Here is a 24,502-nt window from a genome sequence, read left to right on the forward strand (position 1 = left end):
TATCGTTTATGTGCGGCATGGTAGCCTGCGGGGCGGCGGCTACCATGCCGATGGCGGGGTTATAGCTGGTGTTGTGCCAGCCAATCGCGGGCGTGGGCGATGTCGGCGGCGATTTGTGCCTGCAGCTCGGGCAGGCCGGGGAATTTGGTTTCGTCGCGCAGTTTGTGCAGGAAGTCGATGCGCAGGCGTTGGCCGTAGAGATTGTCGGCGAAGTCGAAAAGGTGGGCTTCCAATTTTTGCGTGGGCAGGCTGGACACGGTGGGATTTTGGCCGAAGCTGGCCACGCCGTAGCGGGTGCCGAATGCGCCGTGGGCGGCGATGACGAATACGCCGCCGAGGGGGTAGCGGTGCGGGGGGAGGTGGAGGTTGGCGGTGGGGCAGCCGATGGTGCGGCCGAGCTTGGCGCCGTGCTTCACGCGGCCGCTGAGGGAATAGGGGTGGCCGAGCAGGCTGGCGGCGTAGCCGAGGCGGCCTTCGCTGAGGGCTTGGCGCACGAGGGTGCTGCTGGCGCGCACGTCTTGCACCATCACGGAGGGGGTGCGTTCGGTGGTGAAATGGGGGCAGTGGCTGAGGAGGCTGAAATCGCCTTGGCGGCCGGCGCCGAAGCGGAAGTCGTCGCCGATGAGCAGGTGGCGGGTGTGCAGCTGTTCGATGAGCAGGTGTCGGATGAAATCGGCGGCGGATACGGCGGCGAGGCGGGCGTTGAAACGCAGCACCCAGACGGCATCGAGGCAGCCGGTGTCGCGCAGCAGGCGCAGTTTTTCGCGCAAGGGGCTGAGGCGGAAGGGTTTTTCCGCGCCGCGCTGCCGGCTGAAAAATTCTTGCGGCTGGGGTTCGAATACGATGGCCACGGCGGCGAGGCCGCGCTCGTCGGCTTCATGGCGCAGGCGTTCGAGGATGTGGCGGTGGCCGAGGTGGACGCCGTCGAAATTGCCGATGGTCACGGCGCTGCCGTGCGGGTGCGGGCGGAATGCGGTGTTGCCGAAGCGGATGTTCATGGAGGGCGGGGTGGGAAAAAGGGGCTATTGTAGCGGGAAGGGCGGATTAAAGCATCCGGTGCGGTATGAGTGGCGATAAGGCTACCTGAAACTTTTGGCCTAGCGGGACGCCGTGTGTTGATTTGCACGGCGTTGCAGCGGAGGTTTTCAGGTAGCCTTTCTGTTTCCGCTTGTTATGCGGCGGCTTCGGTATTCCAGCTCAGGAGTGCCCATTTCATGGCGAAGGGGGCTTCGGCGAATTGGCTGTGGTGGCGGTGGAAGAATTGGGTGAGGAGTTGGGTGTGTTCGGGGGTGAGCGCGCCGTAGGCGGCGGCCATGCGTTGCAGGAAGTCGGGCAATTGGGTGCAGTCGGCGAGGCGGCCGGGGGTGGTGATGTAGCTGAGGGTGGGGTCGTAGCCCATTTGGTAGAGGATGTTGAGGGCATAGATGTAGCCGGGGTAGGGGCTGCGCTCTTGGCCGAGCAGGCGGCTGATTTGGGGCGGGTTGAAATGGCCGTCGGCTAGGATGGTGAAATACACGCTGCGGCGGGCGTGGGCGCTGAGTTTGGCAAAGAGGGCGGCAAGGTCGCGGTCGAGCCCGCTGCGGGAGGAAACGACGATGTCGCACACGGGTACGTTGTGCCAGCTGTCTTCTTTGCTCAGGTGGATGGGGGTGATGTTGGTAAGGCCGGCGGCTTGGGCGTTTGCTTCCAGGCAACGGAGCATGGCGCTGCTGTAGTCGAGGCCGTAGAGGTGCTGCACTTTGGGAGCAAGGCGCAGGGCGAGGGTGCCGGGGCCGCAGCCGACGTCGAGCAGGGTGTCGCCGGGGCGGAGGTGCATTCGGGCGATAAAGGCATCGGCGTAGGGGCTGGGCTGGAGGATTTTGGCGCTGAAGCTGGGAGCTTTGTCGTCCCATTCGGCGGCGGGCTTTTCGCTGAAGCCGAGTTCGGCCATGCGCTCGCGGTAGGCGGCGGCGAAGTCGGCGGGCAGGGGGCGGGGCTGGGGCATGGGGCTAACTGAAAAGGATGTGGTGAAGGGAGTTGGCTGTAAATTCAGCGCACGGGATAACGGCGGACGCAGCTGTTTGCGGCAGCGCTCATCTGACGTTCGAGGACGGGATTGCTTTGGCCTCGGTCGTAGGCGCTGGTAACGCGTTGCCATTCGCGGGCGCTGTAGCGGCTGCGCAGGGTGTCGTAGGTGCAGGCGCATAGACGGCGCAGCTGGGCGGTGTTGGCGCGGCTGTTGAACCGCGAGGTGCATTGGGCGATGAAGCCACTGCGGGAAGTGCCGACCGCGGAATTGGAGGCGCAGGCGGTAAGGGCGAGTAGAACGGATAGAAAGAGGATGGGTTTCATAGCAGGATTCCTTAGCGGCTGGGGGCAGGTAGCCACTACCAGCTTGAGGCTACCTGAAAAGAAAGTTGGATTGGCGCTTGAAGTTTAATAAGCGTTGTAACGGCGCATGCAGGCGGCTGTGGCTTCGCCCATGCGGCGTTTAAATACGGGGTCGTGCTGGGGGTTGCGGCCGCTGTCGATGAATTGTTGCCATTCGCGGGTGCTGTAGCGGCTGCGCAAATTATCGTAGGTACAGGTGCAAAGACGAACGGACTGGTTGCGGCTGAGTTGTTGGTTGAACGGTTGCTGGACGCAGAGGTCGATAAAGGCGCGGCGGTACTGACTTAGGCTGATATGGGGTGGGTTGGGGCGGGCATCTGCGGTGGGGTAGAGCCGCTTGCATTGGCGGACGGCGGCATCCATGCGGCGCATATAACGGGAGTTGGGGTTGGTGCTGGGGCGGCGCCATTGGGCGTCGGTAAATTGGGGGCGGGCAATGTCGTAAGTGCAGGCGCAGCGTTTGGCGGCAAGGTCGGCCGGCATGCCTCGGTTGGCATTGTAGTCGATGCAGAAGGAAATCATGCGGCTGCGCTCGTCGCCGGTGCGGACGGAGCGGTTGGCAGCATCGTAGGCGGCATCGGCCGGGCTGAGCACGGGATAAGTCTGCGGGTTGAGGATGCAGGCGGTCAGTAGGAGGAGGGCTGGGGCAAGGAGGATGGGTTTCATGGCGGGCTTCCTTGGCGGCTGTGGTTTTCAGGTAGCCTCTGCCGGCTTGAGGCTACCTGAAAAAGGGTTGGGGCTGAAACTCAGCGGGAGAGGTGGCGGCGTACGCAGGTATTGGCGGCTTCATTCATGCGGCGGTTGAGCACGGGATCACGGTCGGGGTTGGTGTCGTTGTTGATATGTTGCTGCCATTGGGCGGCGGTGTAGCGGCTGCGCAGGGTGTCGTAGGTGCAGGCGCAGATGCGGCGGGTTTGGGCGGGGGTGCCGATGTTTCTGGAGGTGCAGAGGTCGAGGAAGGCGCTGCGGTGGCTGGCAATGCTGCGGCGGTTGGGGTTGGCATGGGCGTTGGGGCGGGCGGCACATTGGCGCACGCTGCTGATGAAATAGCGGCCCAGCGGGGTGTTGGGGTTGGCGGGCTGGCGAATCCAGTTGTGGCCGTAGCGGCTGCTGACTTTGTCGTAGGCGCAGGCGCAAACGCCTGCGGCTTGGTTGGGGGTCATCCGCCATTCGGCGGCGTTGTCGGCGCAGGCGTTGACGAAACTGCTGCGCGGGGTGGTGGGCGTTTGGTTGGTGGTGTTGCCGCCGGTGGTATGGCAGGCGGTGAGGACAATGGCTGCGGGGAACAGGCGGCGAATAAGCATGATGAGTTTCCTTAAGCAGTGGATTTTGTGTTTTCAGGTAGCCTTTATGATGACGGAAAGGCTACCTGAAAAGTGGGTTTGAATCATGCCGCATTTAGCGGGGTGCATGGCGGGAGACGCATTGCCGGGTGGCGGTGTCGATGAAGCGGGTGAGTTCGGGTTTGCTGCCGATGTCTTGGCTGTCGAGGGCTTGCGGCCAGTTGTTGCCGTAGCGGCTGCTGATTTGGTCGAAAGTGCAGGCGCAGATATTGGCTGCGGATTGGCGGGAAATGCCGGTGGTTGCGGTTTCGCCGGTGCAGCGGCTGATAAACAAATCGCGCGTGCTGTAGGTAGGGCCATTGGCGGCGGCGCTAGGGATGAGGGCAAGCAGGAATAGGGCGGGGAGGAGTTTTTTAAACATAATATTTTGATGTGGATGAGTGAAGAATAAAAATTAGGCAGCCTGCAAAACAGCGGGCTGCCTGTGTGCCGTTTAGCGGCGGTTGAGGTGGCGGTTGATGCACGCTTCGGTGTTGCGGCGCATACGGCTTTCAAACTGCGGGTCGTTGCCGGTGCGGTCGTAGGCATCCAGCGTGGCTTTCCAGCGGGTGCCATATTGTTTGCCGGTTTCGTCGAAGGTGCAGGAGCAGAGGGTGCGGGCCATTTGCTGGTTCAGGGAGCTGCCTCCGGAAGTGGCAGACTCGGTGCAGGCGCTCACGAATTCGTTGCGCATTTGCTGCAGGGTTTTGGCCTGGGCGGCAGGAGCGGCAACGGCGGCCAATACGGCTGCGGCAAACAGATATTTTTTCATTTGTGATTTCCTTTTGAAATATGATGAATGAGGAACGAAGCCGCATTGTGCCGTTTGGCGGGGAAGTTGTCTATAGCCGAAGGGCTTTAGAGAGAATGTTCGGGCGGAAAAAGGCTACCTGAAAGCGGAGTTTCAGCGAAAGCGCCTTCTATTATGCTGTGCCGGACTGCTGGAACACGGGGTCGGCATGGCTGTTTAGGCCAGCCCGAGCAGGCGTTGTTGCGCGGGGTCGGGGCGGTGGTGATACAGCGCTTCGAACAGGGATAGGATCTGTTCGCGGTAGCGTGCCGGCGGCTGGCCGGAGAGGATGGCAGCCAGTGCGTAAATGCCGGGCAGGCGGTTGATGCCGGGCGGGCCGTCGATCCAGCCGTAGGGCAGGCGCGGCAATAGGCCGATGCGGCCTTCGCGCACAGCGTTCACGTTTTTCCACAGCGGGTTGCGGGCTACCTGAACGGCAAAATCGGCTTCTTGAGTGAGAATCCAGTCGGGCTGCCACAGGATGATCTGTTCGATGGAAACCTGTGCCAGGCCGCCGCCTGCGAGTGTGTCGCCCACATTGCGTGCGCCCAACAGTTCGGCCACTTCGGTGTGGATGGAGTTGCGGCGGCCGGTTTCCAGCCCGTCGCGGCCGCGAGCCAGATAAACGCTGACGGGGCGGCTGCGGGCGGCGGCTTCGCGTTGTGCGAAGGCGAGTGCCTGTTCGGCCAGTGCGGCGAGGCGTTCGGTGTGCGGCGAGGCGATGAGGCTGCCCAGCTGGCGGATTTGTTCTGCCGACTGCGCCAGCCTGCCTTCCAGCAGCAGGTAGGGCACGCCGAGCTGTTTGGCGGTTTGCTGGGCGGTGGAAACGGTGGCTTCGCTCACTACGCCCACGTCTACTACGGCATCGATTTTTTCTGCCAGTAGGCGTTCGAGCGATACGGGCGAGCCGCGCCCGTTGATACCGCCGAGCGGGGGCAGGTGGCGGGAGGCTTCGCTCAGCATAGCCAGTGCCTGCGGTCGTTTTTGCACCGTCCAGCCGATGAGGCGCTCCGGTGCCAGCGCATAGAGCAGCACTTCGGCGGGCGGCCCGGCGGCATACAGGCGGCGGAAGGAACTGGTATTACTTTCAGGTAGCCCGAAGCTGTGCAGCAGGTCGGAGGCGGGTTGGGAGAGGGCGGGGGCTGCGGGGGCATCGTCTTCATTGGGGCGGCAGCCGACCAGCAGCAGGCTGCCGGCAACCAGTCCGCGGAGGAAATCGCGGCGGCTGATCATGCGCCGGCTCCGCGCCTTTCGGCGATGGCGGCCAGCGCCCAGGCAGTAATGGCATCGGCATCAGCGGCCAGTTCAACACCTTCGCCATCGCAGAAGTTGCGCCAGTCATTTAAATAGGCGCAGGGCAGGGTGGTGAGCACGGGGATGCCTGCGGCGGCCGCGGCAAGATATTCGGCTAAAAGCCCGCGGTTTTCTATTTCGGCGTGGCCGAATTTATTGATGAAGACTAAGTCAGCTTGCGCCTGGACGGCATCGCGCACCGCAGCGCCCGCTGCGGCCAGCCTGCCGCCATCAAGTTTGCAGCCGGACGAGCCGCTGCCGAGGTTTTGGAAGATGGAAAATTCCACGCCGTCGGCAATGGAAACGAGGCGGGAATTGATGTGGCGGCCTTGGTTGTCCAGTGGATTGAGCAGGCCGCCTAGGTGGAAACCGAGACGGCGCAGTTCGGTGGCGGTGTGCCACAGCGCGGCGGTGGCGGCATCGCCTTCGTCGTTGTAGAGGACGGCAGCGGTGGAAAAATCGTTCATGGTCGGAACCGGCTTGGACTAGATGGAGTTGAACTTTACTGCAATTTTAGTATTTTAGGTTTTCAGGTAGCCTTTAGGAGAGGCTACCTGAAAACGGGGCAAGCCTGCTGTATCCATCGATACTTTATCGGACTCCGGCAAGGAGCTTCTGGCTACCGAATATTGTGCCGCCGTGCAGCGGCGCTGTCTATTTCATGTGTGCAGGCGGCAGCTTATAGCGGATAAATCGAATTTCCGCTACGGCGTGGGTTGGCCTTGCCGTATGCACGCGCTGCCTGTGGCGCATTGCCTTGTAATCGAAAGTTGAATTGAATCCGCTATGATTTTGTTGCAGTTGTGCTTTCAGGTAGCCTGAAGCATCAGGCTACCTGAAAATGCAGGCCGTTTACTGTTTAAAACGCGTAGCGCAGATTGGTGAACCAGGTGCGGCCAGGCATGGGGTAGCCATCGCTCAGCTCGTAATGGCGGTTGCCAATGTTTTCTACGCCGGCTTCCCAGCTCATGCCTTCGCGGATACGCCAAACGGCTTTGGCGTTGTAAACTGCGTAGCCGCCGAGGGTGCGCGTGTTGTTGCCGTAGGAGGATTTGCGGCCGGTTTCGGCCAGCACGGAGGCGTGCAGGCTGACGCGCTCGATGGGGCGGTATTCGGCATAGGCTGATAGTTTGTGGCTGGGGGTGTTCAGCATTGGGGTGTCGGTGCTGCCGAGGTCTTTGCGGTTCAGGTAGCCGTAGGCGGCGCCGAGCGTCCATTGGCTGCCGATGTCTTGACGCAGGCTGAGCTCGATGCCGGTGTGGCGGGTGCGGCCGATGTTTTGGGTTTGCTGGCAATAGCCACGCACTGGGGAGCGGCGGCAGGTGCGGCCGGTGGGGTCGGGTACGTAGGCGTTTTGGATTTCGTTGCGCAGGCGGCTGTAGAACACGGCAGCTTCGGCTTCTGCGCCAGCCCACGGTTTGCCGCGCCAGCCCAATTCGATGTGGTTGGCACGCTCAGATTCTAAGTCGGGGTTGGGGATGGCGCGCCCCCGCTTGTAAGAATAGCGGTCTTTCAGGCTGGGAAAACGTGATTTGCTCGATACCGTGCCGTAGAAGCTGTGGTTTTCGTTCGGGTGGTAGCTCAGTTCCAGCAGGCCGTTTACCGAAGAAGTTTTGCCACTGTTAAACGTGGCGGGCAGCTCTTTGGTGGCGAGGCGCTCATAATCTACGCCGCTGCGCAGCCGCCAGGCCGGAGTAAAGTCGATTTGGTGTTCGACGGCGATTTGGTGGGCGGCATCACGGAAAACTTGGTTATCTTTGAACTCGTGATGGCGGTCGGTTTTATATTGGTAGCCGACTTGCAACAGCTGGTTTTGCCATGCAGTGGTGGAGAAGTTGATGCTCAGGCCGGTGGTGCGGTCTTTGTAGACGCTGATGTCGCCATCGGGCACGAGGTAGCTGCTATCGCTGTATGCTTGCATGCCGTTTTTGTAGGTGTCGCGGTAGGCACGGATTTTCAGGCGGTTGGCTTCGCCAAGGCCGATGTTGCCGATGAAGTAGTAGCTGTCTTTATCCCAATACGGCCAGCGCCAGTAGCGGGCGTCTACGTTGGCAGTGCCGACATAAACGGGCTGCTGTTTTTCGCTGCGGATACCGCTGTAGCCGATGGCGTATTCGTCGGTCAGGTTGGGGGTGAAGCCTAGTTTGAGCGAATAGTGGCGGTCGGTGCGGGCGGCGTTTTCGCGGTAGGAACCGGTGTCGGTGGGGCTGCGCTTCGGGTCGTGGAAATGGTGCGGCAGGCGGAAGCGGTCGGAGTCTAAATAAGCGAAACCGCCCTGTACATAGAAGCGGCCAGTATTGGAGCCGAAGTTGGCCGACAGGTTGTGGCCAACGGTATCGTCGAAGCCGATATTGATGTCGCCTTCAAACGGTTTGCTTGGTTTGCGCGTGACTAGGTTAATCGCACCACCCAAAGTATTGGGGCCGTACATTAGCGAAGCGCCGCTCTTGGCTACGTGGATTGACGAGAGGCCGGGGGTGAGAAAGCGGGCGAAGTCCACATAGCCGTCGTAGGGGACGTATTGCGGGATGCCGTCGAGAAACAGCGGCACTTGGCGGGCATCGTAGCCGCGCACGCGCAGGCCGGTTTCGTTGCGGCCGCCGGAAAAGTCGATGTTTACGCCGGGCAGGGGCTCGAGTGCTTCAGCGATGTTTTGGCTATTGTTGCGGCGGATGTCTTCGGCGGTAAGGGTACGTTCGCCAGCATCGGTGCTGCGGGTACGCTGGCCGGTGATGGTGATCTGGCCTAATTCGAAAGATTGCTCTTCGGGGCTGGTGCTGTCGGCAAAGGCTTGAGGTGCGGCGGCCAAGGCAAGCAGGCCGAGCAGGATGGCGTTGTGGGAGAAACGGGGAGACATATATAATGGCTTGTGTATAGTTTAGTTAAGATTGAGTGAATCTAACTTGCTCACTGAACATATGCCATCAGCCGAAGGGATTAGATAGAATTGTGGTGTAGGGCGATAAATAGCAGATCAAGTTTAACTGTATAGGCGCTGCCCCGGCCTTGTTTTGATTCAAGAGTAATCTGCTATGCAGCCGCTATTTTGCCAAACGAAAAAAGGCTACCTGAAAACATAATTCGGTTGAAACTATGTTTTCAGGTAGCCTTTGGTGGCTCTTGTTTGGATGATTATTAAGCGACTACGCCTAAAATCACGCTGCTGGCTTTGAAAATGGCGGTAACCTTTTGGCCGGGGTGCAAATCGAGGGTTTCGGTGCTTTGCATGGTGATGCCGGCAGTGAGGATGAGGCCGCCGCCGATGTCGATGCTGACGATGGAGTTCACGGCGCCGCGTTCAACATGGGTAACAAGGCCAGCGAGCTGGTTGCGGGCGGAGAGCTTCATCGGGTGCAGGTCGGTGGCCACGATGATGTTGCTGGCTTTAATCAGCGCGGTGGCCAAACCGCCTTCCGCCAAGCCCAGCTCGCGGCAGCTTTCTTCGGTTACGGTGCCGACGAGGCTCATGCCGTTGGCCAGCTGGAGTGTGATTTCGCTGGTAACGGGGCCGTGTTTGACGGCAGTGATTTTGCCGGGCAGTTGGTTACGGGCACTGGTTTTCATAAGAGAGTTACTTTTGTTATTTTCCATAAACATAATTAAACGTGAATAATGCCATAATTCGGCTTGAGTTGGAAGGAAGTGCAATTCTAGCCGAATAGGCATGCCATCAGCTACTCTTATAATGATGTATTGGCAATCATTATTTTGAACTAGTTCTTTCGGATTAATTTATATCCACCAAATGAATGGCAATTAAACCTATTGGAAGCATGTTCTTTAATGCTTGCTTGTTTTATAGTTCAATCCACTGAGTATAAAAGTATTTCGGTTTTGAGAATAGCTTTGCACAGGAAGGCCTTTGCATGGTTTTTGCTGGCAAAGCATACACATAGGGATTGCACATGAGCCATTTCTTAGATCGCCTGACCTTCTTCAGGCAAAAGCGCGAGCCGTTTTCTAACGGTCACGGCGTTTTAACCAACGAAGACCGCAAGTGGGAAAATGCCTACCGCAGCCGCTGGTCGCACGACAAAATCGCCCGTTCTACCCACGGCGTGAACTGTACCGGTTCATGCTCGTGGAAAATCTACGTTAAAAACGGCATCATCACCTGGGAAACCCAGCAGACCGACTATCCGCGCACCCGCCCGGATTTGCCCAATCACGAACCTCGCGGCTGCCCGCGTGGTGCATCGTACAGCTGGTATGTTTATTCTGCCCAGCGCATCAAATATCCGATGATGCGCGGCGCGCTGGCCGAACTGTGGCGCGAAGCACGCAAAACCAAAGACCCGATCGAAGCATGGAAGTGGATTGTGGAAGACCCTGAGCGCTCCAAGTCCTACAAATCCCAGCGCGGTTTGGGTGGCTTTGTGCGTTCTAATTGGGACGAAGCTTATGAAATGGTGGCCGCAGCCAACTGCTACACCATTAAGAAATACGGTCCCGACCGTGTTATCGGCTTCTCGCCGATTCCTGCCATGTCAATGATCAGCTATGCTGCAGGCGCGCGCTATCTTGGTTTGATCGGCGGCGTGCCGCTGTCGTTCTACGACTGGTATTGCGACCTGCCGCCTGCTTCGCCGCAGACTTGGGGCGAGCAGACCGACGTGGCCGAATCCGCCGACTGGTACAACTCCAACTATCTTTTGGTCTGGGGTTCCAACATCCCGATGACTCGTACCCCAGACGCCCACTTCTACACAGAAGTGCGCTACAAAGGTACCAAAACTGTTGCCGTGTCGTCCGACTTCGGCGAAATGGCCAAGTTCAGCGACATCTGGCTCGCGCCGCGCCAAGGCACGGATGCTGCGCTGGCGATGGCGATGGGGCACGTTATCCTCAAAGAGTTCCACATCGATAATCCTTCCGACTATTTCCAAGATTACTGCCGCCGCCTGACCGATATGCCGGTGCTGGTGTGCTTGAAAGAAGATGGCGAAGGGTATCGCCCGGAATACACTCTGCGCGCCTCCCATCTGAGCGACAACTTCGGCGAAGAGAAAAATCCCGACTGGAAAGTGCTGGCTTGGAACGAGAAAACCGACAGCCTGATGTTGCCCAACGGCTCCATCGGTTTCCGTTGGGACGGCAGCGGCAAATGGAATTTGGAAACTAAGGCACAGGATGACCAAGATGTTCAGGCAGCCTTGTCGCTGAAGGCGTGCGCCGATGACGTGGTACGCGTTGGTTTCGACTACTTCGGCGGTGAGTTCGACGAAGAAAAAACCTTCCGCAAAGTGCCGGTAAAACGCGTTACTTTAGCCGATGGCAGCAGCCAGCTGGTGGCCACCGTGTTCGATCTTTTGGTGGCGCAATACGGCGTGGACAACGGCTTGGGCGACGAGAACGTGGCCAAAGACTATTTTGACGACAAGCCCTACACGCCGAAATGGCAGGAAAAACACACCGGCGTCGCTCCCGAACGCGTGATTCAGGTAGCCCGCGAGTTCGCCCAAAACGCGCACGATACCAAAGGCCGCTCGATGATTATCGTCGGCGCCGGCCTGAACCACTGGTATTACCTGGACATGAACTATCGCGGCCTGATCAACATGCTGATGATGTGCGGCACCATCGGCAAGTCCGGCGGCGGCTGGTGCCATTATGTGGGACAGGAAAAACTGCGTCCGCAGTCCGGCTGGGCGCCGCTGACTTTCGCGCTCGACTGGCACCGCCCCGCGCGCCAGATGGCCGGTACTTCATTCTTCTACGGTCACACCGGCCAGTATCGCCACGAAACCGTGTCCGCCGATGAGTTACTTACGTCCGACGCTGGCGACGATATGCGCCGCCTGACCATGATCGACTACAACGCCAAAGCTGCCCGCATGGGTTGGACGCCGAGCGCGCCGCAGTTGGAAACCAATCCGCTGGATATAACCGATGCGGCCGAAAAAGCCGGCATGAATCCTGTGGATTACACTGTGAAAGGTTTGAAGGACGGCACGCTGGAGATGTCTTGCGACGATCCGGAAAACCCGAAAAACTGGCCGCGCAATATGTTTATTTGGCGCTCCAACATTTTGGGCTCTTCCGGCAAAGGCCACGAATATTTCCTGAAATACCTGCTCGGCACGCAAAACGGCCTGATGAGCGACGAAGACGATTGCCTGAAGCCGGCCGAAGTGAAGCAGCGGGAAGGCGTGGAAGGCAAGCTGGATTTGTTCACGCTCCTAGATTTCCGCATGAACACCACCTGCCTGTACGCCGACGTGATTTTCCCGACCGCCACTTGGTACGAGAAACACGATCTGAACACGTCCGACATGCACCCGTTCATCCATCCGTTTACCGAAGCGGTGCAGCCTTTGTGGCAGAGCAAGTCCGACTGGGAAATCTATAAAGGCCTGGCCAAAAAATTCAGCGAGCTGGCCAAAGACTATCTGGGCGTGCGCAAAGACATCGTGCTCACCCCGCTGATGCACGACAGCCCGCAGGAACTCGGCCAGCCCTTTGACCCGAAAGACTGGAAACTGGGCGAGTGCGAGCCGATTCCGGGCAAAACCATGCCCGCGATGACCGTGGTGGAACGCGACTACGGTGCGGTTTATGAGAAATTCACTTCTATCGGCCCCTTGCTGGAAAAAGTGAACAACAACGGCAAAGGCATGGCGTGGGATACCAAGCACGAAGTGGACTTCTTGCGCAAACTCAACGGCGTGCAGCCTGAAGGTGCGGGCAAAGGCCAGCCGAGAATCGAAACCGCCATCGATGCGGCCGAAATGGTTTTGACCCTGGCGCCGGAAACCAACGGCCACGTTTCGAAAAAAGCTTGGCAGTCGCTGGGCAAAATCACCGGCCGCGACCATACGCATCTGATTAATGCCAGCGAGCACACGCAAATCCGCTTCCGCGACATCGTCGCCCAGCCGCGCAAGATTGTTACCTCGCCGATTTGGTCGGGCGTGGAGAGCGAAGAAGTGTGCTACACCGCAGGCTATACCAACGTGCACGAGCTGATTCCGTGGCGCACGCTCACCGGCCGCCAGCAGTTCTACCAAGACCACAAATGGATGCGCGATTTCGGTGCGGCCTTCTGCGTGTACCGCCCCGCCGTGGACACCAAAACCACCAAGAAACTCTTGGGCAAAATGCCCAACGGCAATCCGGAAATCACGCTCAACTTCCTCACGCCGCACCAGAAATGGGGTATCCACAGCACCTATTCGGAAAACCTGCGCATGCTCACGCTCTCTCGCGGCGGCCCGCACGTGTGGATTTCTGAAATCGATGCCAAGAAAGCAGGGTTGGTGGATAACGACTGGGTGGAAGTGTTCAACACCAATGGTTCGATCGCCTGCCGCGTGATTGTGAGCCAGCGTATTCCTGAAACCATGATTCTGATGTATCACGCTCAAGAAAAATTGGTGCACACGCCTGCGGCGGAAACCACCAAGAAACGCGGCGGCATCCACAACTCGGTAACCAAGGCGGTATTGAATCCGACCCACATGATAGGCGGCTATGCGCAGCTGGCGTACAGCTTCAACTATTACGGCACGGTCGGCTCCAACCGCGACGAGTGGGTGATTGTCCGCAAGATGAAGGACATCGACTGGATGGACGAACCCGCCGATCAGGCATAAGGTTTTTCAGGTAGCCTTCTGCTAAACCAAAGGCTACCTGAAAACCAGATAAGGAACAAAACCATGAAGCTCCCGCAGATTATCCGTTTTTCCGATTATTTGAAGGAAACCCCCTCCGAAGCCGTGCGCACCGTGCTGTATCAAGACCAACACGACAACATGGTGCTGTGGCAGATTCCGCCGCAAACCATGTTGCCCGCCCACCGCCACCCGTGCGGCGCGGATATTTGGATTGTGCTGCAGGGCGAAGCCGAGCTGGTGGACGACGCGCAAAGCGGCCGCACCATCCGCGCAGGCGATAGCGTAGTGGTGGGCGACCACCAAATCCACGGCGCCCGCAACAGCGGCCAGGAAGACTGCATCTTGGTTTCGATTGTCAGTCCGAAAGCCGGATTCGAAAAGGCATAACCGTTTTTCAGGTAGCCTTAAGAGCCAAAAGGAAGGCTACCTGAAAAAGACCAATCATTTAAGGAACACATCATGAAAATCAGAGCACAAGTCGGCATGGTGCTGAACTTGGACAAATGTATCGGCTGCCACACCTGCTCCGTTACCTGCAAAAACGTATGGACAAGCCGCGACGGCGTGGAATACGCCTGGTTCAACAACGTTGAAACCAAGCCCGGTATCGGCTTCCCGAAAAACTGGGAAGACCAGGAAAAATGGAACGGCGGCTGGGTACGCAAACCCAACGGCAAACTCGTGCCCAAGCAGGGCGGCCGTTTGAAAATCCTGTCCAACATTTTCGCCAACCCCAACCTGCCGCAAATCGACGACTACTACGAGCCATTCACCTACGACTACGAGCACCTGCAAAATGCCCCGCGCATGAAAACCCCGCCCACCGCGCGGCCGATTTCCGTGCTCACCGGCAAGAAAATGGACAAGGTCGAATGGGGCCCCAACTGGGAAGACGACTTGGCCGGCGAATTTGAAAAACGCGCCAAAGACACCCTGTTCGAAGGCATCCAGAAAGACATGATGGGCGCGTTCGAGCAAACCTTCATGATGTATCTGCCGCGCCTGTGCGAACACTGCCTGAACCCGACCTGCGTCGCCTCCTGCCCATCCGGTAGTATTTACAAGCGCGAAGACGACGGCATCGTGCTCATCGACCAAGACAAATGCCGCGGCTGGCGTATGTGCGTGTCCGGCTGCCCCTACAAAAAAATCTACTACAACTGGGTGAGCGGCAAAGCCGAAAAATGTATTTTCTGCTACCCGCGTATCGAAGCGGGCGAACCGACTGTTTGCTCCGAAACCTGCGTAGGCCGCATCCGCTATCTGGGTGTGCTGCTGTATGACGCCGATAAAATCGAAGAAGCCGCTTCAGTAGAAAACCCGCAAGACCTGTACGAAGCGCAGCTGGGCGTGTTCCTCGATCCGCACGACCCCGAAATCCAGCGCGAAGCCCTGAAACAGGGCATCAGCCAGAGCTGGCTCGATGCAGCGAAAAAATCGCCCGTCTACAAAATGGCGATGGAATGGAAAATTGCCTTCCCGCTGCATCCCGAATACCGCACGCTGCCGATGGTTTGGTACATCCCGCCGCTCTCCCCAATCCAATCCGCCATCGAAAACGGCTTGGTGGGTGAAAACGGCATCATCCCCAGCGTGGATGAAATGCGCATCCCGCTGCGCTATCTGGCCAACCTGCTGACCGCCGGCAAAATCGAGCCGATTAAAGACGCGCTGGAACGCATGATCGCCATGCGCCGCTACAAACGCGGCCAAGTGGTACACGGCGAAACGCTGGAGCAAACCTTGGACGGCACCGGCCTGACCCCCGCCATGGTGGAAGACATGTATCAGATTATGGCCATCGCCAACTACGAAGACCGCTTCGTGATTCCCACCAGCCACAAAGAACAGGTAGAAAACACCTTTGAAGACAAAGCAAGCTGCGGCTTCTCCTTCGGCAACGGCTGCTCCGGCGGCTCGGACGGCATGACCAAAGAAAGCCTGTTCGGCAAACCCAAAGCCTCGCCCATCATCTTCTTCGACCGCCGTAAGGACTTGGAAGAAAACCGCGAAAAAGGGGTGCGCTGATGCAGGGCAATCCGGTATACAAATTCTTCTCGGCGCTGCTGTGCTATCCGGAAGCCGAATTGGTAGAGGCGTTGCCTGAATTCCAGGCAGCACTCGACCAGATGCCCGAATTAGACGCACACCGCGAGGGTTTGCAAGCGTTGCTGGATTATCTGGGCGGCAACAGCCTGCGCCATATCCAGGAGGAATACGTTTCCACCTTTGACCGCAACCGCCTGCATGCACTGTATATTTTCGAGCACGTTTTCGGCGAAGACCGCGACCGCGGCAGCGCCATGGTGGATTTGTTGGAAGAATACCGCAAATACGGCTTCGAATTGGGCGACGACGAACTGCCCGACTTCCTGCCCGCGCTGCTGGAATTTTTCGCCCATATTCCGCCTGCCGATGCGCAAAAACTGCTCGGCGATGCCGTGCACGTGATCAACCATATCGGCAAAAACTTGCGCACCGCCGGTTCGCCTTATGCCGTCGTGCTGGAGAACATCGTGGCGCTCAGCCCTGTCGAGCCGCAGCCCCTAACCGAGCCGCCCGTGCGCGATATGGACGAAGCCATGGAAACCTTCGGCCCCGACGTATCCGGTATCGAGCCCCTGCTCAAGCCGAGCATCCAAACCGTACAATTTTATCCAAAAAGCAAGTAAGCATACCTGCTTGGGAGTTTTGATATGAGTAACCTGCACTTCTTCTTCTTTGCCATCTATCCCTATATTTGTTTGGCAATTTTCTTCTTCGGCAGCCTCGTGCGCTTCGATCGCGAGCAGTACACTTGGAAGAGCGACTCCAGCCAGCTGCTGTATGACGGCCAGCTGCGCCTAGGCAATATCCTGTTCCACGTTGGCGTATTAGCCGTGTTCGGCGGCCACTTTGTCGGCTTGCTCACCCCGCTGTGGGTATGGCATGCCCTGGGCGTGAGCCATGCGGCCAAACAGCTTTTGGCCATGACCGCCGGCGGTATCTTCGGCACCATGGCGCTGGTTGGCCTGCTGATTCTGATCAAACGCCGCTTCACGATCGACCGCATCAATATCAACAGCACCTGGCGCGATAAGCTGCTGCTGGTGTGGATTTTGGTTACCCTCGTGCTCGGCCTCTCCACCATCTGCGTGAGCGCAGGCCACATGGACGGCCACGAAATGACCCTGCTCATGCAGTGGGCGCAGCACATTGTTACCTTCCGTGGCGTAGAAGCCGCCAGCTTCATTACCGATGCGCACATCCTCTTCAAACTGCACATGTTCATGGGCATGACCTTCTTCCTCATCTTCCCGTTCACCCGTATGGTGCACGTGTGGAGCGGTTTTGCCAGCGCACTCTATGTATTCCGCCCCTGGCAGCTGGTACGTCGCCGCTAAGGCAATATTTTCAGGTAGCCTTCCAGAAGGCTACCTGAAATTTTTATATAGAACCATATAAAGGACACCACGCTCATGATTGATCACGAACTCTGGCAAAACGCCTCCGACAGCGACATCATCGACCACATCCTGCCGCGCTATCACGACACCCACCGCCGTCAGCTCGACGAGCTCGTCCCCCTAGCCGAAAAAGTGGCCGGCGTGCACGCAGGCAAATTCCCGGCCGAGGTGGTTTCCCTGCTGCACACCATCCAAAACGAGTTGCTCAGCCACATGATGAAGGAAGAGCGCATCCTCTTCCCGATGCTCAAACAAGGTGCTGGCCGCGCTGCCGCCATGCCCGTGCGCATGATGATGCACGAACACACCGAGCACGATGCCGCCATCGAACGCCTGTTGGAAATCACAGACAACCTGCAAGCACCAGCCGATGCCTGCCGCAGCTGGCAACAGCTCTACAGCCTGGCTCAAGAGCTGGTGGACGATCTGCGTGACCACATCGATTTGGAAGACAATATCTTGTTTGCCCGCGTGTTGGCGTAACCCTTAGAACGTAGAAAAGGCTACCTGAAACAGATTTGCTGTTTTCAGGTAGCCTTTTTCCTGCCCAATGGCTAGCGGGCTGCTTGGCGGGAGCAGGTTTGAATAGCGGCGCTGGGGGGAGAGAAAGCTTATCTGCCTTTGGCGGTTTTAGCTTAAAGGCAGCTTATTGCAGCAAGGCTACCTGAAAAATACTCCATTGAAAGGGTGGGGGTATTTTCAGGTAGCCTTTATGAATGCGTGGTGCTGACACCGAATACAGGCAGCTCACATCTCCAAGGGATCGATGTCCACCGACCATCTGGCCGCAGCAAACTGCCGTGCCAGCGCGGCGAGGGCTTGCTGCCAGAGGGAAACCTGCCGGTGCAGCGCTTTGCGGCTGGAGCTTTCCAGAAACACCTGGGCGCGTTCGCGGCCGGCGAGTTTGGCCAGCAGCATGGGCACCGGGCCGAGGCAGAGCACTTTTGCAGCTTCGGTTTCTGCGCTTTCAGGTAGCCTTTGTTTCGCCACCCATTCGGCAGCCAGGCGCAATAATTCCAGCGCATCGGCCATATTGGTGGCATCGGCACGGATGGCGGCGGTATGAGCGAAGGGCGGCATATCGAAACTTTCGCGCTCGGCCAGTTCGCCGGCGGCGAAGTCGGCATAGTTTTGCCGCAGCAGCGTTTGATACACGCGATGCTCCGGCAGTCGGGTTTGGATGAACACGCGGCCGGGCAGCTCGGCACGCCCGGCGCGGCCGGCCACCTGCATCAGTTCGGCAAACAGCCGCTCGGGGGCACGGAAGTCGGCGCTGTAGAGGCTGCCGTCGGCATTGAGCACCAGCACCAAATTCAGGCGGGCGAAATCGTGGCCTTTGGCCAGCATCTGAGTGCCCACCAAAATATCCACGCCGTCGGCGGCGATACGCTGGTAGAGCCGTTGCCAGTCACCCTTGCGGGCAACGCTGTCGCGGTCTACCCGTTCGATTTTGGCATCGGGCAGCTGCGCGCGCAGGGCTTCTTCCACCCGCTGCGTGCCGATGCCCACGGCGGTGAGGTCTTGGTTGCCGCAGTCGGGGCATTTTTTCGGAATCGGCACCGCCAGCCCGCAATGGTGGCAGCGCAACTGGTGCGCGCGCTGGTGCAGCACCAGCTTGGCGGAGCAGTGCGGGCAGCCGAAGGTGTGGCCGCAGTCGCCGCAGAATAGGGCGGGGGCGAAGCCGCGCCGGTTGAGGTACACCATGCTCATGCCGCCGGCAGCGTGATTTTGCTGCAACAGCTTGAAAGCGGCCAGGCTGAAGCCTTGGTCCAAGGGCTCGCGGCGGATGTCGATTAGGTGGATTTCGGGCAGGCGGGCTGCCGCACGGGCGCGTTGCGGCAGGCTGAGCAGGCGGTAGCCGCCGCTTTGCGTCTTGTGCCAGCTTTCCAGCGAGGGTGTGGCGCTGCCGAGCACAATCGGGCAGCCGGCCTGCTGTGCTCGCCACACGGCCAAATCGCGGGCGTGGTAGCGCAGTTCGCTGTCTTGTTTGAACGAGGAATCGTGTTCTTCGTCCACCACGATCAGCCCCAAATCCGGCAGCGGCGTAAACACTGCCAGCCGGGTGCCCACCACCAGCCGCACCTGGCCACACATGGCTTTCAGGTAGCCTTGGGTACGCTCGCCGGCGGCGGTTTGGCTGTGCAGCACAGCAGTCGGCACGTCGGCAAAACGCTGCTGCAGGCGGGCGATGAGCTGCGGCGTGAGGCTGATTTCGGGCAGCAGGAACAGTACCTGTTTGCCCGCTGCAAGCGCGGCGGCCATGGCTTCGAAATAGGTTTCGGTTTTGCCGCTGCCGGTGATGCCGTGCAGAAGGAAGGGGGCAAAACCCTGCGCCTGCGCCACCGCATCGGCTGCGGCCTGCTGCTCGGGGTTGAGCGGCACGGACGAGGGCGGAATCGGTAGGCGGGCGGGCAAGATGTCGGTTTCGGCTGCCAGCCAGCCTTGCGCCTGCCAGCTTGCCAGCTGGGCGGCAGCCTGCGGTGCGATGGTGCGGGCGGCGCTTTGGCTCACTGCGACGGCCAACAGCGCCTGCCACAGCGCGGCCTTGCGGCGGTGGTGCGGTGGCGGTGCGGGTTGTTGCCGCCCCAAATCGGTGAGCGAAAAATAGGTTTCCAGCTGCGGCGGCGGGCAGGGCTTGGCTTCGCGCAGGCCGGCTGGCAGGGCGGTGAAGGCGGTTTGGCCGATGGGGTGGTGATAATAACGGGCAGTAAATTCAATCAGTTCGCGCCAGGCGGCGGGCAACGGCGGCTCGTGTTTAAACACTTGCTCAAGCGGGCGGATTTTGGCCGGGCTGATTTCCGGTTCTTCGCACGCGCCCCACACGATACCGGCCACGGTTTTGCCGCGAAACGGCACAGCCACGCGGGTGCCGGGCGCGGGAATACGGTCGGCACGGTAGGTAAGCAGCGTGTCGAGCGGAACATTGAGGGCAACTTGGCAGTAGGGCACGGCGGTTGGGAGTGAATGAATAAGGAGACGGCGGGTATTGTACCTGAAACAGGAAGGGCTACCTGAAAGCGCACTTCTCTACGGAGCTGATGCGTTGGTGCAGTGGAAATAGCAGCATGGTTTCAGGTAGCCTTTGGATAGTGCGGGCAGTAAACTAGGCGTATTGTACCAACGGAGAATCAGGCTACCTGAAAACTTTTGCCGCAACGCAGCAAAATAGACTACGGCAAGGCTGAGGCAATTTCAGGTAGCCTCTTATTTAAAACAAAGGAAACCGATATGACTGCCACTTTGGAAGTATGCCAAGCCGATATCACCACGCTGGCGGTGGACGCGATAGTCAATGCCGCCAATTCTTCGCTATTGGGCGGCGGCGGAGTGGACGGTGCGATACATCGCGCCGCCGGGCCGGAGCTGTTGGCAGAGTGCCGCCGGCTGGGCGGCTGCCGCACCGGTGAGGCCAAAATCACGCAGGGCTACCGGCTGCCGGCACGCTGGGTGGTGCACACGGTCGGCCCGGTGTGGCGCGGCGGGCAGCATGACGAAGCGGAGCTGTTGGCCGCAGCCTATGCCAATTCGTTGCGCCTAGCTGCGGAACAGGGTGCGCAAAGCATTGCTTTCCCCTGTATCAGCACCGGTGTGTATGGCTACCCCGCACGTGAGGCAGCAAAAATTGCAGTGCAGGCTGTGCGCGAAACGCTGCCGCAATGCCCGCAGATAGAGCGCGTGGTGTTCTGTTGTTTTTCACAGCAAGATGCGGCACGGTATCAGCAACTGCTGGAGGCTACCTGAAAAATTCGGGCGGATGCATAGCATGTGTTTGGCAGTAAGCAGGCAGAATTATGCACATCGCTCGTGCAGATTGCTTGGATTGTTGGCGGGAAGTATCGTTTTGGGCGGCTAAACGCAGGTTTTTGGTGTATTTACGGCGAAACTTGCTATAATCGCGGGCGCGTTGCGCCAAGCGCAGCGGTTTTTGATAAAATACAGTGTTTTGGTGGCCAGGTTGAACAGCGTTCCCCATCAGGCTACCTGAACAGCAGGTGCGCCAAAGCGCGCCACCAGACTAACCTTAATAGGAGATTCATCATCGCACAAGAACGCGAAGCACGGATCAACGGCGAAATTCACGCCAAAGAAGTGCGTTTAATCAGCGGCACGGGCGAGCAGCTCGGCGTCGTAACCGTGAAAGAAGCCCTGGCCATGGCCGAAGAGCAAGACGTGGATTTGGTGGAGATTTCCCCCACCGCCAAACCGCCTGTCTGCAAGCTGATGGACTACGGCAAATATAAATACGAGCAGTCGAAAAAACGCGACGAAGCCAAGAAAAAGCAGAAACAGGTGCAGATTAAGGAAATCAAATTCCGCCCCGGCACCGACGAAGGCGATTACCAAATCAAAATGCGCAACGTTACCCGCTTCTTGGCCGATGGCGACAAAGTGAAAATCACCCTGCGTTTCCGCGGCCGCGAAATGGCGCACCAGCATTTGGGCGCGCAGCTGCTGGAACGTGTGAAGGCCGATTTGGCCGAAGTGGCCGCTGTGGAACAGTTTCCGAAAATGGAAGGCCGCCAGATGGTGATGATGGTTGCACCCAAGAAGAAGTAACCGTATAATTCGCCGTTTTCCGCTCCGCTGCACGCGGGAAACGGCTTCAGTGTTGTGTGTGCGGCATAAAACCGTGGTTTCGGGTATTAAGCGCGGCCTGTTGCAGGCAGCCTCCCGATGCCTAATCCGATAAATCAATGGAGTTTTCCCATGCCTAAAATGAAAACCAAATCCAGTGCGAAGAAACGCTTCAAAGTGCTGGGCAACGGTGGCATCAAACGCGCCCATGCGTTCAAACGCCACATTCTCACCAAAAAAACCACTAAGAACAAACGCCAGCTGCGCGGTACCGCTATGGTAAACGAGCGCGATGTGGCTTCTGTTCACAAAATGTTGCCCTACGCTTAAAGGAGTCTGAAATATGCCACGCGTAAAACGCGGTGTAACCGCACGTGCCCGTCATAAAAAAGTATTAGTTCTGGCCAAAGGCTATCGTGGCCGTCGTAAGAACGTCTACCGTGTTGCCAAACAGGCGGTGATGAAGGCAGGCCAATATGCCTACCGCGACCGCCGTCAGCGCAAACGCCAGTTCCGTCAACTGTGGATTGCCCGTATCAACGCCGGTGCCCGCCAGCACGGCCTGTCTTACAGCAAATTCATGAACGGCCTGAAACGCGCCGCTATCGAGCTGGATCGTAAAGTATTGGCCGACTTGGCCGTATTCGACAAAGCTGCTTTCGCGCAGCTGGTTGAAAAAGCCAAAGCCGCTTTGGCCTAATGCCTGATTAGAAAATCGGTCGGAGTTTTCCGGCCGATTTTTTATTGTGCGGAAATTAAATGCGAGAAGAAGGTTGGGCGGCAACTCAACCTTGGCCATGCCAAGCCATCGATCCGCTTAGCCGAAGCCAACGCTTTAGCTTCGCAGCAACCAGGCTTTGGCTGCGCCAAGACGTCGGTTCATCTTGTTGAAGTTGCACTTTCAGGTAGCCTTTAGGGGCGGCTGGCAAAACAAATTGTCCAAAGCTGGCAGGCAGCGTATAATCCACCTTCCTTTATCTGGGGGCGACCTTGGTTTCGACGGGGGTTGCGAAGCAGATGCGGGCATACCGGGGTCTCAGATTTCCCGTAAAACACTGAATTTAAATAGTCGCAAACGACGAAACTTTCGCATTGGCCGCCTAAGGCCTGCCGTTGCAGCAGTTGGTCAATGGGCTGTGTAGCGTAAGCTACTGCAACGTCATTCTACATTGACTGGTTTCCCGTCGGGTTACTTGGCGAGAAATGAGATTTAAGGTAACTGGTTCCTAGAAGGCCTGTCGGTCGGCATGATAGGAACGAGATTTTAAATAGACATGACTAAGTATGTAGAACGCTCTGTAGAGGACTTCCGGACGGGGGTTCGATTCCCCCCGCCTCCACCAAGATATCCGATAAGTATCCTATACTTATCTCCATTTCTGTGTTTTTTGGCACACTATTGGCACATTTTCCACTAAGAAGCTGCTCAATTTTGGACTTTTCACGCTGCTTGTCGGCCAAGTCAATCCAGCGGGAATAGTTTTCAAGTAGCATTTTCATGGTGCTGTGTCCCATCTGACGGGCTACCCACATGGGGTTGGCTCCGGCCATGAGGTTGAGTGTGGCAAATGTATGGCGGGTGTTGTAGGGTTTCCTGTACCTTACCCCCGCTATTTTTATAGCGTGCTGCCACGGTCTCCACGGCACTTTGTCGTTCTCAAACGGGCTACCAGTTTTCGGATTGATGAAAACGTATCCGCTTGCCAGCCCTGTTCTTTGCCATTGCCTACGTAAGGCTTCCAAGGCACGGCTATTGAGCTCGATGTCTCGATAGCTGTGGGTTTTGGTACTTTTCAGCTTACCAGCTACGGACGCTTTGTTTACGCGTACGCACTGCCTCTGGAAGTCGATGTCCTGCCAAGTGAGGGCGATGAGCTCGCTGGTACGCATACCGCTGAAGAAGGCCAGTTCGAAGTAATTGTGAAACACAGGTTCATTTTTCAGGTAGCCTAGGATGGCTTCGGCCTCTTCGAGCGTGAACGGGTCAGGCGGCTCTTTCTGCACTTTGGCATTGGTCAGATGTTGGGCAGGATTGTCTTTTATCCTGCCGTCGCGGAGCGCGAGAACAAACGGCTGCCGGATAACGGTGGCAATGTTATTGCGAGTTTTTGCGCTACAGTCTAAGGTGGCCAGCAGCCCGGCTAGGGTACTGTACTGGATACGGTCTATCGGTATGTCGCCAATTTTGGGTAGGACGTGGCTGTTGAGCATGCCGCGATAGCGGGATAGGGTGGAGTGGGATAGCTGGTTAACGGTGGCCAGCCAGGCTTCAGCCATCTCACGGAAAGTGGGGCTGCGCTCCGTTTCTTCCGCCCGTTTGGAGTCGGGGAAGAATTCGGCGTAGTCGAATACGCCTATGGCGATTCGGGTACATACTTCTTCCCGGAGTTTAGTGGCGTGCCGGATGTTGGCGGTGGTGGGCTTGAGCGGCAGGCTTTCCCAACATCGTTTACCCCGATACATGAACCATATTTTGATACTACGGTCGCGAATAACTAAGCCAGTCGGCATTCGTTTCGTTGCCATTTTTCTACCTCTTTTACGTTGATTAAGATGTGGCGGTCGGGTGCACGGTAGTAGTGGAGTCCCTCTACCCAAACACCGGTGCTGATTTTGTCCCTTAAAGCCTTTTCTGTATAGCCTGACAATTCGGCGTAACGTTTCAACTGGATTTGGTTCAGCATATTCAATCCTCCATATGAGTAATTAGGACTTGCAGTAAGTGGTCGTAGTGCCGTAGCCAACCATGTGGCGGACATCAGGTAACCTGAGTCGTCTTTCTGTTTGCATTTTTTCTCCAAATTTAAAGTTCGCCTTTAAGCGGCTTAGTTAATCCATTGTCCACGGCAGATTGTGTTCCACACTGCGTGGGGGAGGGTGATTTACCGTCGGGATAAGCAACAATGTCAGGTGCGCATCCATTGCCTTTGCCTATATTGGTACCAACTATATTAGCAGTAAAAAGCCCTAAAATTTTTTTCAGCCCATTCTCAAAGAAGGATGAATATCGGCAGACCATATGGCGGTTTGAAACGTAGAAAAGCCTTTGTTCACTGAGTGAATAACAGGTCACTTTGGATTGGCGTAGCTGGT

General features: G+C 57.9%; 24 protein-coding genes, 1 other RNA gene and 1 pseudogene. 11 read left to right on the plus strand and 15 right to left on the minus strand.

Going from position 1 to position 24,502, the window contains the following annotated elements; all coding sequences use genetic code 11:
* Window positions 1–59: 59 nt before the first annotated feature.
* The 11 genes from ribF to HMPREF2796_RS04800 all read right to left on the minus strand — a co-directional run bounded on the left by ribF (window position 60) and on the right by HMPREF2796_RS04800 (window position 9,339).
* Entirely contained in the window at window positions 60–998 is a 939-nt protein-coding gene (ribF, locus tag HMPREF2796_RS04750) for a bifunctional riboflavin kinase/FAD synthetase (protein ID WP_070631373.1), read from the minus strand.
* Between the two features lie 173 nt (window positions 999–1,171).
* A complete protein-coding gene (locus HMPREF2796_RS04755) occupies window positions 1,172–1,984 on the minus strand; it encodes a class I SAM-dependent methyltransferase (protein WP_070631375.1) in 813 nt (270 codons plus the stop codon).
* Between the two features lie 44 nt (window positions 1,985–2,028).
* Window positions 2,029–2,331, minus strand: a complete 303-nt coding sequence (locus HMPREF2796_RS11365; protein WP_070631378.1) for a hypothetical protein — start codon at window positions 2,329–2,331, stop codon at window positions 2,029–2,031.
* 84 nt (window positions 2,332–2,415) lie between these two features.
* Window positions 2,416–3,036: a hypothetical protein gene (locus HMPREF2796_RS04765; RefSeq protein ID WP_070631380.1), complete on the minus strand. Its 621-nt coding sequence runs from the start codon at window positions 3,034–3,036 to the stop codon at window positions 2,416–2,418.
* 80 nt (window positions 3,037–3,116) lie between these two features.
* Entirely contained in the window at window positions 3,117–3,674 is a 558-nt protein-coding gene (locus HMPREF2796_RS04770; protein ID WP_070631382.1) for a hypothetical protein, read from the minus strand.
* Between the two features lie 94 nt (window positions 3,675–3,768).
* Window positions 3,769–4,074 (minus strand): hypothetical protein, encoded by a 306-nt coding sequence (locus HMPREF2796_RS04775; protein ID WP_070631384.1) that lies wholly within the window; start codon window positions 4,072–4,074, stop codon window positions 3,769–3,771.
* A 72-nt stretch (window positions 4,075–4,146) separates the two neighbouring features.
* Window positions 4,147–4,464: a hypothetical protein gene (locus tag HMPREF2796_RS04780; RefSeq protein WP_023888015.1), complete on the minus strand. Its 318-nt coding sequence runs from the start codon at window positions 4,462–4,464 to the stop codon at window positions 4,147–4,149.
* Between the two features lie 195 nt (window positions 4,465–4,659).
* Window positions 4,660–5,715, minus strand: a complete 1,056-nt coding sequence (locus HMPREF2796_RS04785) for an ABC transporter substrate-binding protein (RefSeq protein ID WP_083308647.1) — start codon at window positions 5,713–5,715, stop codon at window positions 4,660–4,662.
* Window positions 5,712–6,242: a DUF2478 domain-containing protein gene (locus tag HMPREF2796_RS04790; protein WP_070631386.1), complete on the minus strand. Its 531-nt coding sequence runs from the start codon at window positions 6,240–6,242 to the stop codon at window positions 5,712–5,714. The genes HMPREF2796_RS04785 and HMPREF2796_RS04790 overlap by 4 nt, the downstream gene beginning before the upstream one ends.
* Before the next feature lie 392 nt (window positions 6,243–6,634).
* Window positions 6,635–8,632, minus strand: a complete 1,998-nt coding sequence (locus tag HMPREF2796_RS04795) for a TonB-dependent receptor plug domain-containing protein (RefSeq protein ID WP_070631388.1) — start codon at window positions 8,630–8,632, stop codon at window positions 6,635–6,637.
* Between the two features lie 278 nt (window positions 8,633–8,910).
* A complete protein-coding gene (locus HMPREF2796_RS04800) occupies window positions 8,911–9,339 on the minus strand; it encodes a TOBE domain-containing protein (RefSeq protein ID WP_070631389.1) in 429 nt (142 codons plus the stop codon).
* Window positions 9,340–9,680: 341 nt separating this feature from the next.
* On the opposite strand from HMPREF2796_RS04800, the gene HMPREF2796_RS04805 reads away from it, so the two are divergent.
* From HMPREF2796_RS04805 to HMPREF2796_RS04830, 6 genes are all read left to right on the plus strand, one after another.
* Window positions 9,681–13,367, plus strand: a complete 3,687-nt coding sequence (locus HMPREF2796_RS04805; protein ID WP_070631391.1) for a nitrate reductase subunit alpha — start codon at window positions 9,681–9,683, stop codon at window positions 13,365–13,367.
* A gap of 63 nt (window positions 13,368–13,430) precedes the next feature.
* Complete coding sequence (locus HMPREF2796_RS04810; RefSeq protein WP_070631393.1) at window positions 13,431–13,775, plus strand: cupin domain-containing protein; 345 nt, start codon at window positions 13,431–13,433, stop codon at window positions 13,773–13,775.
* A 72-nt stretch (window positions 13,776–13,847) separates the two neighbouring features.
* Window positions 13,848–15,416 (plus strand): nitrate reductase subunit beta, encoded by a 1,569-nt coding sequence (gene narH / locus HMPREF2796_RS04815; RefSeq protein WP_003823940.1) that lies wholly within the window; start codon window positions 13,848–13,850, stop codon window positions 15,414–15,416.
* Window positions 15,416–16,060, plus strand: a complete 645-nt coding sequence (gene narJ, locus HMPREF2796_RS04820) for a nitrate reductase molybdenum cofactor assembly chaperone (RefSeq protein WP_064087783.1) — start codon at window positions 15,416–15,418, stop codon at window positions 16,058–16,060. Before narH ends, narJ begins: the two co-directional genes overlap by 1 nt.
* 24 nt (window positions 16,061–16,084) lie before the next feature.
* Window positions 16,085–16,771: a respiratory nitrate reductase subunit gamma gene (gene narI, locus HMPREF2796_RS04825; RefSeq protein WP_064086144.1), complete on the plus strand. Its 687-nt coding sequence runs from the start codon at window positions 16,085–16,087 to the stop codon at window positions 16,769–16,771.
* A 75-nt stretch (window positions 16,772–16,846) separates the two neighbouring features.
* Complete coding sequence (locus HMPREF2796_RS04830; RefSeq protein WP_070631396.1) at window positions 16,847–17,317, plus strand: hemerythrin domain-containing protein; 471 nt, start codon at window positions 16,847–16,849, stop codon at window positions 17,315–17,317.
* Between the two features lie 264 nt (window positions 17,318–17,581).
* Here HMPREF2796_RS04830 and HMPREF2796_RS04835 read toward each other — a convergent pair whose 3' ends face one another.
* Window positions 17,582–19,783, minus strand: coding sequence for a primosomal protein N' (locus tag HMPREF2796_RS04835; RefSeq protein WP_070631398.1), 2,202 nt, complete (start codon window positions 19,781–19,783; stop codon window positions 17,582–17,584).
* Window positions 19,784–20,062: 279 nt separating this feature from the next.
* On the opposite strand from HMPREF2796_RS04835, the gene HMPREF2796_RS04840 reads away from it, so the two are divergent.
* The 5 genes from HMPREF2796_RS04840 (at window position 20,063) to ssrA (ending at window position 22,752) form a co-directional block, all read left to right on the plus strand.
* Window positions 20,063–20,575 carry an O-acetyl-ADP-ribose deacetylase gene (locus HMPREF2796_RS04840; RefSeq protein ID WP_070631400.1) on the plus strand — a complete coding sequence of 171 codons (513 nt, stop codon included), beginning with the start codon at window positions 20,063–20,065 and terminating at the stop codon, window positions 20,573–20,575.
* Between the two features lie 294 nt (window positions 20,576–20,869).
* Window positions 20,870–21,391, plus strand: a complete 522-nt coding sequence (infC, locus tag HMPREF2796_RS04850) for a translation initiation factor IF-3 (protein WP_080674557.1) — start codon at window positions 20,870–20,872, stop codon at window positions 21,389–21,391.
* A gap of 150 nt (window positions 21,392–21,541) precedes the next feature.
* Window positions 21,542–21,739: a 50S ribosomal protein L35 gene (gene rpmI / locus HMPREF2796_RS04855; RefSeq protein WP_003823953.1), complete on the plus strand. Its 198-nt coding sequence runs from the start codon at window positions 21,542–21,544 to the stop codon at window positions 21,737–21,739.
* Between the two features lie 13 nt (window positions 21,740–21,752).
* Window positions 21,753–22,109 carry a 50S ribosomal protein L20 gene (gene rplT / locus HMPREF2796_RS04860; protein ID WP_023888029.1) on the plus strand — a complete coding sequence of 119 codons (357 nt, stop codon included), beginning with the start codon at window positions 21,753–21,755 and terminating at the stop codon, window positions 22,107–22,109.
* A 280-nt stretch (window positions 22,110–22,389) separates the two neighbouring features.
* Window positions 22,390–22,752: a transfer-messenger RNA gene (gene ssrA / locus HMPREF2796_RS04865) on the plus strand.
* Between the two features lie 142 nt (window positions 22,753–22,894).
* Here ssrA and HMPREF2796_RS11820 read toward each other — a convergent pair.
* The 3 genes and pseudogenes from HMPREF2796_RS11820 to HMPREF2796_RS11510 form a co-directional block, all read right to left on the minus strand.
* Window positions 22,895–23,935: pseudogene (locus HMPREF2796_RS11820) on the minus strand (Arm DNA-binding domain-containing protein); the annotation flags it as partial.
* On the minus strand, window positions 23,905–24,093 hold the full coding sequence (locus tag HMPREF2796_RS04870; protein WP_070631404.1) for an excisionase: 189 nt from the start codon (window positions 24,091–24,093) through the stop codon (window positions 23,905–23,907). The gene HMPREF2796_RS04870 and the pseudogene HMPREF2796_RS11820, both read right to left, overlap by 31 nt.
* A 119-nt stretch (window positions 24,094–24,212) precedes the next feature.
* On the minus strand, window positions 24,213–24,502 hold a 290-nt coding region (locus tag HMPREF2796_RS11510; protein WP_246826982.1), incomplete at its 5' end, for a hypothetical protein.

This window comes from Eikenella sp. HMSC071B05 (assembly GCF_001811325.1).
Lineage (GTDB): Bacteria > Pseudomonadota > Gammaproteobacteria > Burkholderiales > Neisseriaceae > Eikenella > Eikenella corrodens.

Excerpts from the sequence above, each read along its gene's own strand:
- HMPREF2796_RS04775 (WP_070631384.1), bottom strand. The coding sequence starts at position 4,074 with ATGTTTAAAAAACTCCTCCCCGCCCTATTCCTGCTTGCCCTCATCCCT.
- HMPREF2796_RS04795 (WP_070631388.1), bottom strand. The coding sequence starts at position 8,632 with ATGTCTCCCCGTTTCTCCCACAACGCCATCCTGCTCGGCCTGCTTGCC.
- HMPREF2796_RS04755 (WP_070631375.1), bottom strand. The coding sequence starts at position 1,984 with ATGCCCCAGCCCCGCCCCCTGCCCGCCGACTTCGCCGCCGCCTACCGC.
- HMPREF2796_RS04805 (WP_070631391.1), top strand. The coding sequence starts at position 9,681 with ATGAGCCATTTCTTAGATCGCCTGACCTTCTTCAGGCAAAAGCGCGAG.
- HMPREF2796_RS04870 (WP_070631404.1), bottom strand. The coding sequence starts at position 24,093 with ATGCTGAACCAAATCCAGTTGAAACGTTACGCCGAATTGTCAGGCTAT.
- HMPREF2796_RS04780 (WP_023888015.1), bottom strand. The coding sequence starts at position 4,464 with ATGAAAAAATATCTGTTTGCCGCAGCCGTATTGGCCGCCGTTGCCGCT.
- ribF (WP_070631373.1), bottom strand. The coding sequence starts at position 998 with ATGAACATCCGCTTCGGCAACACCGCATTCCGCCCGCACCCGCACGGC.
- HMPREF2796_RS11365 (WP_070631378.1), bottom strand. The coding sequence starts at position 2,331 with ATGAAACCCATCCTCTTTCTATCCGTTCTACTCGCCCTTACCGCCTGC.
- HMPREF2796_RS04770 (WP_070631382.1), bottom strand. The coding sequence starts at position 3,674 with ATGCTTATTCGCCGCCTGTTCCCCGCAGCCATTGTCCTCACCGCCTGC.
- HMPREF2796_RS04840 (WP_070631400.1), top strand. The coding sequence starts at position 20,063 with ATGACTGCCACTTTGGAAGTATGCCAAGCCGATATCACCACGCTGGCG.
- HMPREF2796_RS04785 (WP_083308647.1), bottom strand. The coding sequence starts at position 5,715 with ATGATCAGCCGCCGCGATTTCCTCCGCGGACTGGTTGCCGGCAGCCTG.
- rpmI (WP_003823953.1), top strand. The coding sequence starts at position 21,542 with ATGCCTAAAATGAAAACCAAATCCAGTGCGAAGAAACGCTTCAAAGTG.
- HMPREF2796_RS04790 (WP_070631386.1), bottom strand. The coding sequence starts at position 6,242 with ATGAACGATTTTTCCACCGCTGCCGTCCTCTACAACGACGAAGGCGAT.
- HMPREF2796_RS04810 (WP_070631393.1), top strand. The coding sequence starts at position 13,431 with ATGAAGCTCCCGCAGATTATCCGTTTTTCCGATTATTTGAAGGAAACC.
- HMPREF2796_RS04800 (WP_070631389.1), bottom strand. The coding sequence starts at position 9,339 with ATGAAAACCAGTGCCCGTAACCAACTGCCCGGCAAAATCACTGCCGTC.
- narI (WP_064086144.1), top strand. The coding sequence starts at position 16,085 with ATGAGTAACCTGCACTTCTTCTTCTTTGCCATCTATCCCTATATTTGT.
- HMPREF2796_RS04830 (WP_070631396.1), top strand. The coding sequence starts at position 16,847 with ATGATTGATCACGAACTCTGGCAAAACGCCTCCGACAGCGACATCATC.
- HMPREF2796_RS04765 (WP_070631380.1), bottom strand. The coding sequence starts at position 3,036 with ATGAAACCCATCCTCCTTGCCCCAGCCCTCCTCCTACTGACCGCCTGC.
- rplT (WP_023888029.1), top strand. The coding sequence starts at position 21,753 with ATGCCACGCGTAAAACGCGGTGTAACCGCACGTGCCCGTCATAAAAAA.
- narJ (WP_064087783.1), top strand. The coding sequence starts at position 15,416 with ATGCAGGGCAATCCGGTATACAAATTCTTCTCGGCGCTGCTGTGCTAT.
- narH (WP_003823940.1), top strand. The coding sequence starts at position 13,848 with ATGAAAATCAGAGCACAAGTCGGCATGGTGCTGAACTTGGACAAATGT.